Genomic DNA, 13,435 nt, shown 5'->3' on the forward strand with positions numbered 1-13,435 from the left:
TCAGATTCGGGGGCCGGCAGTTTGCCATGACTGCCGGCCCATTTGAACCGGATCGAAGGTCGCACGCGCGCATCATTGTGCAATCGAGCCCGTGCTAGCATGTCGCGCATATTTGGAGGATCCATGGTCGAACACGATTTCCGCTACACCCTGATGAACCCGCAACACACCCTCACCGAATGCCGCGCCCTGGTTCCGGGCCGCTATCAGGTGACCGGCAACGGTGGCTCGATCCGCATCGGCGATGCCCTGTTGGTGACGCTCAAAGGCAGCAAGGATTTGTCCATGCGCCTGACCGTCGACACGGTCCGCCACTTGATCAATCCCCCAGGTCAGTGGACCGCGATGACCACAGGCCCGGTGTTCGGCGAACTGGCCATTCACACCTGGCAAGTCAATTGCGACAGCTGCGCCAAAGCGCTGAGTTTCGAATTTGCCGTGGATGCCAAACTTGGCAAAACCGCAGAAAAACCCGCCGCCACCGCACGCATCGCCGAGCTGGGCTGGAAAGCCGTTGGCGACAAACACCTGTGCCCGAAATGCCAGGAGCCTGCGTGATGAAACGCCTCGCCCTGACCGCACTGATCGGTGCCGGCCTGGCCGGTTGCGCCGCTGAGCCGGTGCAACTGCAGCACAACCGCAGCTACATTCTGGAATGGATCGGCGAGCGACCACTGATGGATTACAGCCATCTGACCGTGACCCTCGGCGACGACGGCCGCGCCTACGGCAATGGCGGCTGCAACCATTGGTTTGCGCCCTACACGCAGGACGGCGACAAGCTGACCTTCGGCAAGATCGGCAAGACCCGCAAGCTGTGCGCCCCGGCGTTGATGGAGCAGGAACAGCGATTCCTGCAGGCGCTGGAGAAGGTGCAGCGCTGGGACATTTCGCCCATCGAGCAGATACGCTTCTGGCCGGCTGAAGGCAAACCGTTGCGCTGGTGGCTCGAAGAGGGTTGAGCCTCATTAGCTGATCGCGATCGCTGTAACGATCGTTCCCACGCTCCTGCGTGGGAATGCATCAAGTGACGCTCTGCGTCACAGGGACGCGGAGCGTCCCGGGCGGCATTCCCACGCAGAGCGTGGGAACGATCCTGCCCAACGACAGCCTATTTGGTCGCCTGCAGCGCCTCGAGTTTGGCCATCACCCCCGCCGCCGTCTGCTCGCCGAGCAATTGCTCACGCACTTTGCCCTTGTCATCGATGATGAATGTCACCGGCAGCGCCTCACTACGCGGCAGGTCGAACAGCTCTGCCGGATCCTGCGCCAGCACGGTGAATTTGATGCCAAGCTTTTCGCTGGCTTCTTTCAGTTCTGCGCCCTGCACATTGTCGAAATTGACCCCGAACACCCCGACATTCTTGCTCTTGAGTTGATCAGCCAGCTGATTCAGCTCGGGAATCTCCGTGCGGCACGGGCCGCACCATTCGGCCCAGTAATTAAGCACCACCCATTGTTTGTCCAGACGCTCGGACGCAACCTTCTGGCCGTTCTGGTCGATCCCGTAGTCATTGCCGCAGCCCCCCAGCATCAACGCCCCGAGAATCGTCAATGCCGCTGCCAATCGCCGTGTCATGTCGTGTTCCTTGTGAAAATTCGAAAGCGCCTGCGACCCATCGCCTCTGACGGTTCTGGATTGCGCGCCGCACAGTTAGAATAGCCGCCACTTTACGCCAGAAGCGACCCGCCATGACCGATCTGACGCTTTATCACAATCCGCGCTGCTCGAAATCCCGCGGCGCGCTGGAACTGCTCGAAGCCCGTGGCTTGAGTCCGAATGTCGTGCGCTACCTGGAAACACCGCTCAATGCCGCGCAGATCAAGGCCCTGCTCGGCAAGCTCGGGATCAGCGCGCGGCAGTTGCTGCGTACAGGCGAAGAGGAATTCAAAACCCTGAACCTGGCCGACGCCAGCCTCAGCGAGCAGCAATTGATAGACGCCATCGCCGCGCACCCGAAACTGCTGGAGCGGCCGATTCTTGAAGTCGGCGACAGAGCCGTCATCGGTCGTCCACCGGAAAACGTGCTGGAGTTGTTGCCATGAGCACGCCGTACATTCTGGTTCTTTATTACAGCCGCAGCGGTTCGACCAACGAGATGGCCCGGCAGATCGCCCGTGGCATCGAGCAGGCCGGAATGGAAGCGCGTCTGCGCACGGTGCCGGCGATTTCCACTGAATGCGAAGCGGTGGCTGCGGACATTCCCGCTGAAGGCGCGCTCTACGCCAGCCTCGATGATCTGAAAAACTGCGCCGGCCTCGCGTTGGGCAGTCCGACCCGTTTCGGCAACATGGCCGCGCCGCTCAAGTATTTCCTCGACGGCACCAGCAATCTCTGGCTGACCGGCGCGCTGGTGGGTAAACCGGCCGGCGTGTTCACCTCCACCGCCAGCCTGCACGGCGGTCAGGAAACCACGCTGTTGTCGATGATGTTGCCGCTGTTGCATCACGGCATGCTCATCACCGGCCTGCCCTACAGCGAATCGGCACTGCTCGAAACCGCAGGTGGCGGCACGCCTTATGGCGCCAGCCATCACGCCGGTGCCGATGGCAAGAACGGTCTCGACCAGCACGAAGTGGCGCTGTGTCGCGCACTCGGTCTGCGCCTGGCGAAAACCGCGCAGAAACTGGTGGGCTGATGGCGAAGAAGCCGAAAGTCCTGCCCTCGGTGGCGTGGCTTGAGCCACGGGTCAAGGCGATGCGCGTGCTCAGCCTGCTGAGCTTTTTCGCCCTCGCCGGCTTGCTGGCCGCTTACTACCTGCTGTTCGCCGATCTGCATGGCGCGCGGCCGTGGGTGATTCTGCTGGTCGAGCTGATCCCGTGGCTGATCCTCGCCCCGGCGATGATCATGGGCAGTGCCCGTGGCCATTCATGGATGTGTTTTGTGGTGAATCTGTATTTCATCAAAGGTGCACTGGCGGCGTACGACCCCAACCGGCAGTTGTTCGGCCTGCTGGAAATGGCCGCGAGCCTGGCGGTGTTCTGCTCGGCGCTGCTGTATGTGCGCTGGCGCTATCAGCTCAATCGCAAGCTGGCGGGTGAGGGAGACGTCTCCGTCGCCTGAACTGGCGCCTTCGCGAGCAAGCCCGCTCCCACACGGGAACGCATTCCAGAATGTGGGAGCGGGCTTGCTCGCGAATCGGGCGATACGCTGTTAATGATTGACGGTGTAGGCCAGCATCATCGAGATCTGGCTCATCGGCCGCCCGCCACTCTGTTCATGCCACTGGTTGAACGCGTTTTGCACCGTCGCCAGATCACGCAGGCTGGTCGGCACCTTGTCGACGATTTTCTGCGCATTCAACGCCGCCACCACGTCGTAACTCGGCACGAACGTGTCCTTGCCGACCATGCGCAAAAACCGTGGCGCCGATAGACCGCCGAGTTGGTGGCCATGCTTTTTCAGGTAGGTCCACAGGCCAACGATATCGGTCACCGGCCAGTCGGCGATCAACGCGCCGAAGCTGCCCCTGTCCTTCTCTACATCGAGAATGAACTGCGCATTGCGCGGCACGCTTTTCAGCTTGCCGAGGTGGCGGATGATCCGCGCGTCCTGCATCAGGCGCTCAAGGTGCTCGGCGCTCATCAGCACGACTTTTTCCGGATCGAACTTGAAGAACACCTCTTCGAACGCCGGCCACTTGGCGTCGACCAGGCTGTGCTTGAGCCCGGCACGAAACACCCGCAGGGCCATGGTCGAGAGGTAACGGTCGTCGCGGATCTTGCGCAGTTGTGCGGGGGTCTTGGGGACGGGCAGATGGGCTTCCAGTTCAGCCGCCGAACCGAAACGGTTCAGACAGTATTCATGCAGCCACTTGTAATCGCGCATGCCCTCTCCTATTGAATGAAACAAAGAAACCAGTGTGGGAGCGGGCGTGCTCGCGAAGGCTGAATGTCAGTCGACTTATCTATCGGCTGATACACCGTCTTCGCGAGCAAGCCCGCTCCCACCTGGAATGTGGTTACAGATTGACGACATTGACGAAACGCGAAGCCGCGGTCTCGTCGATCTTCAGGCTGGTGAAGTCAAACAGATTGCGGTCGGCCAGTTGCGACGGCACCACGTTCTGCAGGCTGCGGAAGATCGATTCGGTGCGGCCCGGGGTTTTGCGATCCCAGTCCTGGAGCATTTCCTTGACCACCTGGCGCTGCAGGTTTTCCTGCGAGCCGCAGAGGTTGCACGGGATGATCGGGAACTGCTTGAGGTCCGAGTAAGCCTGGATGTCCTTCTCGTTGCAGTACGCCAGCGGGCGGATGACCACATTGCGGCCATCGTCGGCGCGCAGTTTTGGTGGCATCGCTTTCAGGGTGCCGTTGAAGAACATGTTGAGGAAAAACGTTTCGACGATATCGTCGCGATGATGACCGAGGGCCATTTTTGTCGCGCCGATTTCATCGGCAAAGGTGTACAGCGTGCCGCGACGCAGACGCGAGCACAGCGAGCAGGTGGTCTTGCCTTCCGGCACCAGTTCCTTGACCACCGAGTAGGTGTCTTTCTCGACGATGTGGTACTCGACGCCCAGCTCTTTGAGGTAGGCCGGCAGCACGTGCTCGGGAAAGCCCGGCTGCTTCTGGTCCATGTTCACCGCGACGATATCGAACTTGATCGGCGCAACCTTCTGCAGGTGCATCAGCACGTCAAGCATGGTGTAGCTGTCCTTGCCTCCGGACAGGCAGACCATGACCTTGTCGCCGTCTTCGATCATGTTGAAATCGGCGACCGCTTCGCCGGCCAGGCGGCGCAGGCGCTTTTGCAGTTTGTTCTGGTTGACCGTAAGAGTGCCCATGACGCGAAATCCGTGAGGTGTGACGAAAGGCCGGCATTTTAGCATCCCGAGAGTCACCTCCTTCAACATGCGTTCTGTGTAGGAGCTGCCGCAGGCTGCGATCTTTTGAATCTGAAAATCAAAAACAAAAAATCGCAGCCTGCGGCAGCTCCAACAGAGGGGATGGCGATTATCCCTCATGTTTACAGCGCGATTTGCTCTAAGCCCGGCATACCGGTGCGCTGGACTCCTTTCTATACTGCGACATAAGGTCGCACACATCTGAAGACCTGTATTTGCTCGGCCGCCTTGGCCCGTAGGCGCTCCGTTGGGGGGCGATGGCAATGACAAGAGGAGTGAATGGCATGATCCATCACGTAGTGGGACTGTTTACCCACCCCGATCAGGAATGGAAGGAGATCCGTGGCGACCAAGAGGAAAGCATCAGCCACATGTACCTGACGCACACGCTGATTCTGGCGGCGATCCCTGCGGTCTCGGCGTTCATCGGCACGACCCAGGTCGGGTGGGTCATCGGCAACCGCGCGCCGGTGATGCTCACGTTCGAAAGCGCCTTGTGGATGACCATCATGTCGTACCTGGCAATGCTCGGCGGGGTCGCGGTGATGGGCGCTTTCGTGCACTGGATGGCGCGCACCTACGACGCCAATCCGAGCCTGGCCCGTTGTGTGGCGTTCGCCACTTACACGGCGACACCGTTGTTCGTCGGCGGCCTGGCCGCTTTGTATCCGCACATGTGGCTGGGGATGATCGTCGGCACGGCAGCTATCTGCTACACGGTGTATCTGCTGTATGTGGGCCTGCCAACGTTCATGAACATTCCATCGGATGAAGGTTTTCTGTTTTCAAGCTCGGTGCTCGCGGTGGGCCTGGTGGTGCTCGTGGCGATCATGGCGTTCACCGTGATCGTCTGGGGCCTGGGTGTCGGCCCGGTCTATACCAACTGACCGGTTTCCTCCCCGGATAAACGACATCTGCCGATACAGGCCGCCGCAAGGCGGCCTTCTTATTGGGGCAATGACCATTCGGCAGGTCGGCGATTCGCAAGCGCCCGGGGTTGCGGCATACTCGGCGTCTCTGGAGATCCATCAAGCATGCCCGAGCAACTCAATACCCGCGTCGAAGATTGTTATCAACTCGCTGAATCCTTTTTCAAACGTTCCTTCAAACGCCCCGTGGTCAGCCTCAAGCTGCGCGGGCAGAAAGCCGGTGTCGCGCATTTGCACGAAAACAAGCTGCGCTTCAATCCACAGCTGTACCGGGAAAACACCGAACACTTCCTCAAACAGACCGTGGCCCACGAAGTCGCGCACCTGATCGCTCATCAATTGTTCGGCGACCGCATCCAGCCCCATGGCGAGGAATGGCAACTGATCATGCGCGGCGTTTACGAACTGCCGCCGGACCGCTGCCACACCTATGAGATCAAGCGGCGCAGCGTGACCCGCTATATTTATAAATGCCCGTGCCCCGACAGTGATTTCCCGTTTACCGCCCAGCGCCATGGCCTGGTGCGGCAAGGGCGGCGGTATCTGTGCCGGCGTTGCCGCAGTACGCTGGTGTTCAGTGGCGAGATGCGGGTGGAATGACAGTTTTGTAGAGCATCGGCTCGCGAGGGCGGCGGCTCAGGCACTAAAGGATTACCTTGGCCGAACGCAACTCGACGATCCGCTCAGCACTCAATCCCAACTCCCCCAACACTTCATCCGTATGCTGCCCTAACCCCGCGCCGACATGCCTCGGCTCCGGCAACGCCTCAGAGAATTTCAGCGGACACGTGATCTGCGCCTGCGTCGAGCCATCGGCGCGCGGCACCTGAGTCACCAGCGCCCGCGCCTGCAACTGCGGATGGCGCACTGCCTCACCCACACTCAACACCGGCTCGACACACGCATCGACCCCGGCGAATAGCTCGCACAGTTCAGCAAAATCATGCCGCTCGAACTCGACCTGCAACGCCTCTTTCAGCGCCTGTTGCTGATCCGGCTTGGGCGATAACCCTTGTGCTGCCAACTCCGGCCGGCCCAGCGCCGCGCACAGTTGCTGCATGAATGCCGGCTCCAGACTGCCCACCGACATCCAGCGCCCATCCCGCGTGCGGTAATAATCGTAGAAGCTGCCGCCATTGAGCATCTGGTCTTCCCGGCCCGGTTCCTCGCCACAAGCCAGATATCCCGCGCCGGCCATGGCGTTAAGGCTGAACGCACAATCGGTCATGCTCACATCCAGATGCGTGCCTTGCCCGCTCTGCTGGCGGGCAATCACCGCCGCCAGCAAGCCGATGACCCCGTGCAGCGAACCGCCAGCCACGTCCGCCACCTGCATGCCCAGCGGCAACGGCCCGCTGTCGGCGCGGCCGGTGTAACTGGCCAGCCCGGCCAGGGCCAGATAGTTGATGTCATGTCCGGCGCGCTCCTTGTACGGCCCGGTCTGGCCGTAACCGCTGATCGATACGTAGATCAGCCGCGGATTGATCGCCTTCAATGCCTCATAACCCAAGCCCAGACGCTCCATCACGCCGGGACGAAATTGCTCCAGAACGATGTCGTAATCGCCCAGCAGTCGCTTGATGATTTCCAGCGCTTCGGGCTGTTTCAAGTCCAGCGCCAGACTGCGCTTGTTGCGGTTCAGGTAGGCGTGGCTGGCCGATACCCCGCCATCGTGCGGGGGCAGCACCCGCAGCAGGTCCATGCGCGTTGGCGATTCGATGCGCAGCACCTCAGCGCCCATGTCCGCCAGCAGCAACGAGGCGAACGGCCCCGGCAGCAAAGTCGAGAAATCGAGAATCTTCAGTGAGGCCAGCGGTGCGGACATGGACGAACTCCTTGGGCGATGCACTCAGCCTAGGCAGGCATCGTCGATGCGGCAATCACCGCAAATGTCAGCAGGTGTGACCGTTACGCTCAAACCCCAGGCAAGAAAAAACCCGCCGAAGCGGGTTTTTCGTTCAAGCGATGCTTACTTCACACTGCTCGGGGTGGGGCCTTCAGCCACACCCAGGTCGTCTTCAGGACGGGTTTCGGCGATACCGCGACCACCCGAAGCCAGTTCGGCTTGCAGTTGGTCGGTGTCCAGCTCCTTGACCCATTTGGCCACGACGATGGTCGCCACAGCGTTACCGACCAGGTTGGTCAGCGCGCGGGCTTCGGACATGAAGCGGTCGATACCGAGGATCAGCGCCAGACCGGCCACCGGCAGGTGACCGACCGCCGACAGGGTGGCAGCGAGGACGATGAAGCCCGAACCGGTCACACCGGCTGCACCTTTGGAGGACAGCAGCAGTACCAGCAGCAGGGTGATCTGGTGAGTGATGTCCATGTGCGTGTCGGTCGCCTGGGCGATGAACACGGCGGCCATGGTCAGGTAGATCGAAGTACCGTCAAGGTTGAACGAGTAACCGGTCGGGATCACCAGACCCACTACCGATTTCTTCGCGCCCAGACGCTCCATCTTGATCAGCATGCGTGGCAGTGCCGATTCCGACGAGGACGTGCCCAGTACAATCAACAGCTCTTCACGGATGTAGCGCACCAGCTTGAACACGCTGAAACCGTGAGCACGGCAGATCGCCCCCAGCACCAGCACGACGAACAGCACGCAGGTGATGTAGAAGCAGATCATCAACTGGCCCAACTGCACCAGCGAGCCGACACCGTAGGCACCGATGGTGAACGCCATGGCACCGAACGCACCCAGCGGCGCCAGTTTCATGATCATGTTGATGATGTTGAACATCACGTGAGCGAAGCGATCGATCATGTCCAGCAGCGGACGACCGTACGATCCCAGGCGATGCAGGGCGTAGCCGAAGATCACCGAGAACATCAACACTTGCAGGATGTCACCGGTGGCGAACGCGCCGACGATGGTGTTCGGGATCACATTAAGGAGGAAGCCGACGATGCTCTGGTCTTTACTGGCCGTCACGTAGGTGGCGATTTTCGAGGCGTCGAGGGTGGTGACATCGATGTGCATGCCGGCGCCCGGTTGCACAACGTTGACAACAACCAGACCGATCAGCAGGGCAATGGTGGAAACGATTTCGAAGTACAGCAGCGCGTAGCCGCCGGTCTTGCCTACCGACTTCATGTTCTGCATGCCGGCGATACCGCTGACAACAGTACAGAAGATGATCGGGGCGATGACCATTTTGATCAGCTTGATGAAGCCGTCACCCAGTGGCTTGAGGGCCACACCGGTCTGCGGGTAGAAGTGACCGAGCAGAATGCCGATGGCGATGGCAACGATCACCTGGAAATACAGGGATTTATACAGTGGCTGACGAGTCGTCATTGCAGGTTTCCTCAAGCGTCCAGCGGCAACATCCATCTGTCGAGCGCAGAACCTTAATTGCGAACCCTCCTGCACTGGAGGGATTTGTTGTTGGAACGGCATTTCCCCGGCGGGGATAAATGCACGCTTCTGTCACCTCTATCGCAAACGTCGTGCCAGATTGGTGCGAATGGCAGCAAGCCTTTTGATATCAGGGCCTGCGGGATTTTCCTGTCACCAATCAGTGACTTGAGGCATGGCGGATTTCCGCCAACTGAGCGTTCGGCGTCCTGCAATTTGGCGGAAATCCGCCTTGTTGCGTCGCCGGCCCGTCGTTACGATCGGTGCTTGAACAAGGATTGCCGCTTATGCGCGAACGCACCATCGCCAGCCATTTCGCCCGTGCCGCCCTTGGCGGTGCGCGCCGTCGCGGCCTGGATTGTTCAGGACTGTTGCAGCAACTGGGGATCAGCCCGGAGTTGCTCGACGAGCCCCGCGCACGCATCGCCCCGGAGCAGTTCACCCGCCTGATTCAGGGGTTGTGGGCGGCGCTGGACGATGAATACCTGGGTTTCGGTAACGCACCGAGCAAGCCGGGCAGCTTTGCCATGATGTGTCACGCCTCGATTCACTGCCGCAATCTGGAGAAGGCCCTGCAACGCGGTTTGTTGTTTTACAGCCTGTTCCCCGACGCCCCGCGCCTGTCCCTGCGCTGCGAAGACGAATGGGTGCGGTTGAGCCTGGATGACGCGCAGTGGTGGGATCCGGATCACTTTCTCAGCGAAAGTCTACTGGTAATCTGGCACCGCCTCGGCAGTTGGTTGATAGGCCAGAGGATTCGCCTGGAGCAGGCAACCTTCAGCTACCCACGCCCCGATCATGGCAGCGAATACGATCTGCTGTTCCCCTGCCCGCTGAGTTTCGAGTCCGAGCAAAGCAGCCTGCTGTTCCACCGTCGCTATCTGGCGATGCCGCTGTTGCAGGACGAACGTACGCTCAAGCATTTCCTCGAACGCTCCCCCGCCGACCTGCTCTCGCGCCCGGACGACGGCGACAGCCTGAGCAGCCGCCTGCGTCGTTTGCTCAGCCGCGACGCTGCGCATTGGCCGGATCTGGAAGCCGTCGCCACGCATCTGCACATCAGCCCGCAAACGTTGCGCCGGCACTTGCGAGAGGAAGGTACGAGTTTTCAAGAGCTAAAGGATCAACTGCGGCGGGATATCGCCATCTATCATCTGGGGCGCGCGGACCTGTCGTTGCAGCAGATCGCCGAGCAGCTCGGGTTTTCCGAGCCGTCGGCGTTTCATCGGGCATTCAAGAAATGGACGGGGCTGACACCGGGGGCTTATCGGGCGCAGGAGTTTTGAAGCAAGACGCCTTTGCGAGCAGGCTCGCTCCCACAGGAGGATTGCATTTCAAGCGTGGGAGCGGGCTTGCCCGCGAAGAGGCCGGCACTGTCAACATTCAAGCCGCAGGAAAATGAATCCTGAACACCGCCCCGCCCATCGGCGAATCGCCCAGGGCCAGACGGGCGTTGTAGCTTTCGATGATGTCCTTGACCACCGCCAGTCCGATTCCCTGCCCCGGATGCTGGGCATCCAGACGTTCGCCGCGCTCGAGAATCCGCGCGCGTTGGTCCAGTGGCACACCTGGCCCATCGTCCTCGACGCATAACTCGATCCCGACCAGGGACTCGCGCACGCTGACACGCACCTCGCCCAGACACAGGCGATAGGCGTTCTCCAGCAAGTTGCCGAGCATTTCCAGCAAGGCGCCCTGCTCGATTGGCACGTAGCAATGCTCAGGCAGATCAAAGGTCACGCGCACATGCTTATCGCGATAGACCTTGTCCAGCGTATCGCACAGGCTTTTGAGCACCGGTTGCAAGCGCACCTGATGGCGGACCAGGCCACTTTTGCGCAGGCTGGCGCGCTGCAGTTGATAGCTGATCTGCTGGCTCATGCGTTCGATCTGGCTCTGCAGGACCCAGGCCTGATCACGGTCTTCCGGACGCTGGGCCATGTCTTCGCTGACGCCTTGCAGTACCGCCAACGGGGTTTTGAGGCTGTGTGCGAGGTCGTCGAGGGAGTCGCTGTAGCGGCTACGCTGCTGCCGTTCGCTGAGCAGCAGGCGGTTGAGCGAGCCGGTCAACCGCAGCAGTTCGCGCGGGTGTTTTTCCGTCAGGCTTTCGCGGGTGCCGCCTTCGATTTCATCGAGTTCCTGACTCAATCGGCGCAAAGCCTTGAGGCCCCAGGTCAGACCGATCCATAGCAACGCCAGTAATACGAGCAATGCCGCGCCGAAGCCCAGATAGAGATTTTCGCGCAGGCCTTCGAGGGTGGTTTCGTATTCACGTACCGGTTGCAGAGCGACGATGCTGAACGCCGCACTTTTGCCGCCGAGCAGTTTGACCTCGACGTCGTAGACGAAGAATTCCTGACCGTTGTCCTCATGGATCCGCGCAAATTCATTGCCGAGACCGTCGTAACGCGGTGTGTAGTTGATCTGTTCTTCGTCAGTGGCTCTCGAACGCCACACCAACTTGCCACTGCGGTCGTAGATATAGCCAAGCAAACGGAAGTCGGCAAGATTGAAGCGCTCATCCGGCAGTTGCGTTGGCATCATCAGGCGACCGTTTTCCACCCGTGCGGCGGAGATCAACGTGGTGACGTCGGAGGCCAGGCGTTGTTCGATCGAGTCCTGCAAGGCGAGGCTGAAGGCGCCCTGCATCGCCGGCAGCAAGGCGAGCATGAACAACACTGCCAACGTGGTGGCGGCGAGCATCAAACGAACACGAAGGGAACGGATCAATTGCAGCGCTCATTGAACAGGTAGCCGAGGCCGCGCACGGTGTCGATCGGTTTGAACCCGGCCGGGCCTTCGAGTTTACGGCGCAGACGGCCGACCAGCACTTCGATGACATTCGGATCACGCTCGTCGTCATCCGGATAGAGCTGCTCCATCAAGCGATCCTTGGGCACCACTTGCTGATGATGGCGCATGAGGTATTCAAGGATGCGGTATTCGTAAGCGGTCAGCGCCAGCGGTTGTTCGTCAAGACTGGCCTGTTTGCGATTGAGGTCGAGCAGCAACGGCCCGGCGACGATGGTCGACTGGGTGAAACCACTGGAGCGGCGCAACAAAGCGTTCAGGCGTGCGTCGAGTTCTTCGAACTGGAACGGCTTGACCACGTAATCATCGGCGCCGGCGGCGAGCCCTTCGACCTTGTCTTGCCAGTTGCCCCGCGCGGTGAGGATCAGAATCGGGAAGGTCTTGCCCCCCGAGCGCAACTGGCGGATCAGGTCGAGGCCGCCCATGCCCGGCAGGCCGAGATCGATCACCGCCAGATCGAAGTTGTACTGTCCGGTCTGGTACAGCGCCTCCTCGGCGTTGGCCACGGACTCGACCACGTGTCCGCTTTCCGTCAGGCGGGTTCGCAGGTGATGACGCAACAGGGCCTCATCTTCGACGACCAACAGTTTCATAAATCCCTCCAATTCACACGAAAATCTACCCATCCTCCTGTGGGAGCGAGCTTGCTCGCGAATGCGGTCATTCAGTCAACGATGATGTTGAATGAAACATCGCTTTCGCGAGCAAGCTCGCTCCCACAGGGTTTCAGGATGAATCTCTCCTTAGAAATAATAGTTGGCCGACAGGTAGGTCTGCGCGCTGCTGGTCAAGCCCAGCGAGCCCTGTTTGCTGCCGCCGCTCTCCTTCATTTCGGTGCTGGCATTGCTGCGCAGGTAACGGTAACCGAGTTCCACCGAGGTGTTCTGCGAAACTTGCTGCAACACACCGACCTGGCCACCGATGGCGTAACCGATGTCTTTGTCACGGCTGAAACCTGGCGACTCCTGCGTCAGCTTGGTCAGACCGGCCGTGGCACCCCCGAACAACTTGGTGCTGCCGCCTACCGGGTAGAACAGGTCATAGCTGCCGAGCAGATTTTCCTGGCGCAGTTTAACGCCATTGTGCGAGCCGGAAACGTTGTCATAAGTGGCGTAGTAGCGGCCCTGGCTGTTTTGCTGACCCAAGCGCATGCCGTACGTGTTGTTGCCGTCGATGGCCCCGGTGGCGTTGGGGTGGTCGAGGTTGTCATTCAACGCGTGAGACTTTTTGATCTTGTCGCTGGTCTGGCCGAAGCTCAGGCCGGCGAAGTTTGAAGTCGTGTCGGCGTGAGCCGCGATGCTGGCGCTCATTACGGTCAAAGCCAGCAGCATTTTGTTCAAACGAGTCATGGGTATTTCCTCTTTCGCGGTGCTGTTTGGGTATGACGCAAGATTACTCAGCCGCCCCTGTACGGCCCCTGAACCGTCTCTGAACCTGACCTGAACCAGATCGACTAGGCTGTTCTGACCACTTATCATCAGGAG

Annotated in this window: 16 protein-coding genes; 8 read left to right on the forward strand and 8 right to left on the reverse strand. The window is 60.3% G+C overall.

What is annotated here, in order from left to right; genetic code table 11:
• Nucleotides 1-123 precede the first annotated feature (123 nt).
• The gene (locus ACP7D9_RS11260; RefSeq protein WP_101156088.1) at nucleotides 124-558 is read left to right on the forward strand and encodes a hypothetical protein; all 435 of its coding nucleotides are present in this window, start codon (nucleotides 124-126) and stop codon (nucleotides 556-558) included.
• Nucleotides 558-962, forward strand: coding sequence for an META domain-containing protein (locus ACP7D9_RS11265; RefSeq protein WP_426157441.1), 405 nt, complete (start codon nucleotides 558-560; stop codon nucleotides 960-962). The genes ACP7D9_RS11260 and ACP7D9_RS11265 overlap by 1 nt, the downstream gene beginning before the upstream one ends.
• Nucleotides 963-1,111: 149 nt before the next feature.
• Here the strand turns inward: ACP7D9_RS11265 and ACP7D9_RS11270 are convergent, their stop codons facing one another.
• Nucleotides 1,112-1,579, reverse strand: coding sequence for a TlpA disulfide reductase family protein (locus ACP7D9_RS11270; RefSeq protein WP_397479755.1), 468 nt, complete (start codon nucleotides 1,577-1,579; stop codon nucleotides 1,112-1,114).
• Between the two features lie 113 nt (nucleotides 1,580-1,692).
• On the opposite strand from ACP7D9_RS11270, the gene arsC reads away from it, so the two are divergent.
• From arsC to ACP7D9_RS11285, 3 genes are read left to right on the forward strand one after another with little or no spacing between them, the layout of a single operon-like run.
• Nucleotides 1,693-2,046: an arsenate reductase (glutaredoxin) gene (gene arsC / locus ACP7D9_RS11275; protein WP_426157443.1), complete on the forward strand. Its 354-nt coding sequence runs from the start codon at nucleotides 1,693-1,695 to the stop codon at nucleotides 2,044-2,046.
• Nucleotides 2,043-2,639, forward strand: a complete 597-nt coding sequence (gene wrbA, locus ACP7D9_RS11280; RefSeq protein ID WP_426157445.1) for an NAD(P)H:quinone oxidoreductase — start codon at nucleotides 2,043-2,045, stop codon at nucleotides 2,637-2,639. The genes arsC and wrbA overlap by 4 nt, the downstream gene beginning before the upstream one ends.
• Nucleotides 2,639-3,064, forward strand: a complete 426-nt coding sequence (locus tag ACP7D9_RS11285; protein ID WP_101156079.1) for a DUF2069 domain-containing protein — start codon at nucleotides 2,639-2,641, stop codon at nucleotides 3,062-3,064. The genes wrbA and ACP7D9_RS11285 overlap by 1 nt, the downstream gene beginning before the upstream one ends.
• Before the next feature lie 90 nt (nucleotides 3,065-3,154).
• Here ACP7D9_RS11285 and ACP7D9_RS11290 read toward each other — a convergent pair whose 3' ends face one another.
• Both ACP7D9_RS11290 and ttcA read right to left on the reverse strand, forming a co-directional pair.
• Complete coding sequence (locus ACP7D9_RS11290) at nucleotides 3,155-3,829, reverse strand: DNA-3-methyladenine glycosylase I (protein WP_426157448.1); 675 nt, start codon at nucleotides 3,827-3,829, stop codon at nucleotides 3,155-3,157.
• Nucleotides 3,830-3,962: 133 nt separating this feature from the next.
• Nucleotides 3,963-4,787, reverse strand: coding sequence for a tRNA 2-thiocytidine(32) synthetase TtcA (ttcA, locus tag ACP7D9_RS11295; RefSeq protein ID WP_426157450.1), 825 nt, complete (start codon nucleotides 4,785-4,787; stop codon nucleotides 3,963-3,965).
• Between the two features lie 344 nt (nucleotides 4,788-5,131).
• On the opposite strand from ttcA, the gene ACP7D9_RS11300 reads away from it, so the two are divergent.
• Both ACP7D9_RS11300 and ACP7D9_RS11305 read left to right on the forward strand, forming a co-directional pair.
• The gene (locus ACP7D9_RS11300; protein ID WP_016773629.1) at nucleotides 5,132-5,734 is read left to right on the forward strand and encodes a Yip1 family protein; all 603 of its coding nucleotides are present in this window, start codon (nucleotides 5,132-5,134) and stop codon (nucleotides 5,732-5,734) included.
• A 147-nt stretch (nucleotides 5,735-5,881) separates the two neighbouring features.
• Complete coding sequence (locus tag ACP7D9_RS11305; protein ID WP_426157452.1) at nucleotides 5,882-6,376, forward strand: SprT family zinc-dependent metalloprotease; 495 nt, start codon at nucleotides 5,882-5,884, stop codon at nucleotides 6,374-6,376.
• A gap of 43 nt (nucleotides 6,377-6,419) precedes the next feature.
• Here ACP7D9_RS11305 and ACP7D9_RS11310 read toward each other — a convergent pair whose 3' ends face one another.
• Entirely contained in the window at nucleotides 6,420-7,601 is a 1,182-nt protein-coding gene (locus tag ACP7D9_RS11310) for a CaiB/BaiF CoA transferase family protein (protein ID WP_101156075.1), read from the reverse strand.
• Nucleotides 7,602-7,745: 144 nt separating this feature from the next.
• Entirely contained in the window at nucleotides 7,746-9,080 is a 1,335-nt protein-coding gene (locus ACP7D9_RS11315) for a dicarboxylate/amino acid:cation symporter (RefSeq protein ID WP_426157454.1), read from the reverse strand.
• A 347-nt stretch (nucleotides 9,081-9,427) separates the two neighbouring features.
• On the opposite strand from ACP7D9_RS11315, the gene ACP7D9_RS11320 reads away from it, so the two are divergent.
• Entirely contained in the window at nucleotides 9,428-10,426 is a 999-nt protein-coding gene (locus tag ACP7D9_RS11320; RefSeq protein WP_426157456.1) for an AraC family transcriptional regulator, read from the forward strand.
• Nucleotides 10,427-10,523: 97 nt separating this feature from the next.
• Here ACP7D9_RS11320 and ACP7D9_RS11325 read toward each other — a convergent pair whose 3' ends face one another.
• From ACP7D9_RS11325 to ACP7D9_RS11335, 3 genes are all read right to left on the reverse strand, one after another.
• Complete coding sequence (locus ACP7D9_RS11325) at nucleotides 10,524-11,870, reverse strand: ATP-binding protein (protein WP_426157458.1); 1,347 nt, start codon at nucleotides 11,868-11,870, stop codon at nucleotides 10,524-10,526.
• Nucleotides 11,867-12,544, reverse strand: coding sequence for a response regulator (locus ACP7D9_RS11330; RefSeq protein WP_101156067.1), 678 nt, complete (start codon nucleotides 12,542-12,544; stop codon nucleotides 11,867-11,869). The genes ACP7D9_RS11325 and ACP7D9_RS11330 overlap by 4 nt, the downstream gene beginning before the upstream one ends.
• Nucleotides 12,545-12,694: 150 nt before the next feature.
• Complete coding sequence (locus tag ACP7D9_RS11335) at nucleotides 12,695-13,300, reverse strand: hypothetical protein (RefSeq protein ID WP_101156065.1); 606 nt, start codon at nucleotides 13,298-13,300, stop codon at nucleotides 12,695-12,697.
• Nucleotides 13,301-13,435: the final 135 nt, after the last annotated feature.

The organism is Pseudomonas sp. TSRC2-2 (assembly GCF_049897785.1).
Lineage (GTDB): Bacteria > Pseudomonadota > Gammaproteobacteria > Pseudomonadales > Pseudomonadaceae > Aquipseudomonas.

Bases quoted from the DNA above. Each gene is read 5' to 3' on its own strand.
- ttcA (WP_426157450.1), bottom strand. From the start codon at position 4,787: ATGGGCACTCTTACGGTCAACCAGAACAAACTGCAAAAGCGCCTGCGC.
- wrbA (WP_426157445.1), top strand. From the start codon at position 2,043: ATGAGCACGCCGTACATTCTGGTTCTTTATTACAGCCGCAGCGGTTCG.
- ACP7D9_RS11260 (WP_101156088.1), top strand. From the start codon at position 124: ATGGTCGAACACGATTTCCGCTACACCCTGATGAACCCGCAACACACC.
- ACP7D9_RS11335 (WP_101156065.1), bottom strand. From the start codon at position 13,300: ATGACTCGTTTGAACAAAATGCTGCTGGCTTTGACCGTAATGAGCGCC.
- ACP7D9_RS11270 (WP_397479755.1), bottom strand. From the start codon at position 1,579: ATGACACGGCGATTGGCAGCGGCATTGACGATTCTCGGGGCGTTGATG.
- arsC (WP_426157443.1), top strand. From the start codon at position 1,693: ATGACCGATCTGACGCTTTATCACAATCCGCGCTGCTCGAAATCCCGC.
- ACP7D9_RS11265 (WP_426157441.1), top strand. From the start codon at position 558: ATGAAACGCCTCGCCCTGACCGCACTGATCGGTGCCGGCCTGGCCGGT.
- ACP7D9_RS11330 (WP_101156067.1), bottom strand. From the start codon at position 12,544: ATGAAACTGTTGGTCGTCGAAGATGAGGCCCTGTTGCGTCATCACCTG.
- ACP7D9_RS11320 (WP_426157456.1), top strand. From the start codon at position 9,428: ATGCGCGAACGCACCATCGCCAGCCATTTCGCCCGTGCCGCCCTTGGC.
- ACP7D9_RS11285 (WP_101156079.1), top strand. From the start codon at position 2,639: ATGGCGAAGAAGCCGAAAGTCCTGCCCTCGGTGGCGTGGCTTGAGCCA.
- ACP7D9_RS11310 (WP_101156075.1), bottom strand. From the start codon at position 7,601: ATGTCCGCACCGCTGGCCTCACTGAAGATTCTCGATTTCTCGACTTTG.
- ACP7D9_RS11290 (WP_426157448.1), bottom strand. From the start codon at position 3,829: ATGCGCGATTACAAGTGGCTGCATGAATACTGTCTGAACCGTTTCGGT.
- ACP7D9_RS11315 (WP_426157454.1), bottom strand. From the start codon at position 9,080: ATGACGACTCGTCAGCCACTGTATAAATCCCTGTATTTCCAGGTGATC.
- ACP7D9_RS11305 (WP_426157452.1), top strand. From the start codon at position 5,882: ATGCCCGAGCAACTCAATACCCGCGTCGAAGATTGTTATCAACTCGCT.
- ACP7D9_RS11300 (WP_016773629.1), top strand. From the start codon at position 5,132: ATGATCCATCACGTAGTGGGACTGTTTACCCACCCCGATCAGGAATGG.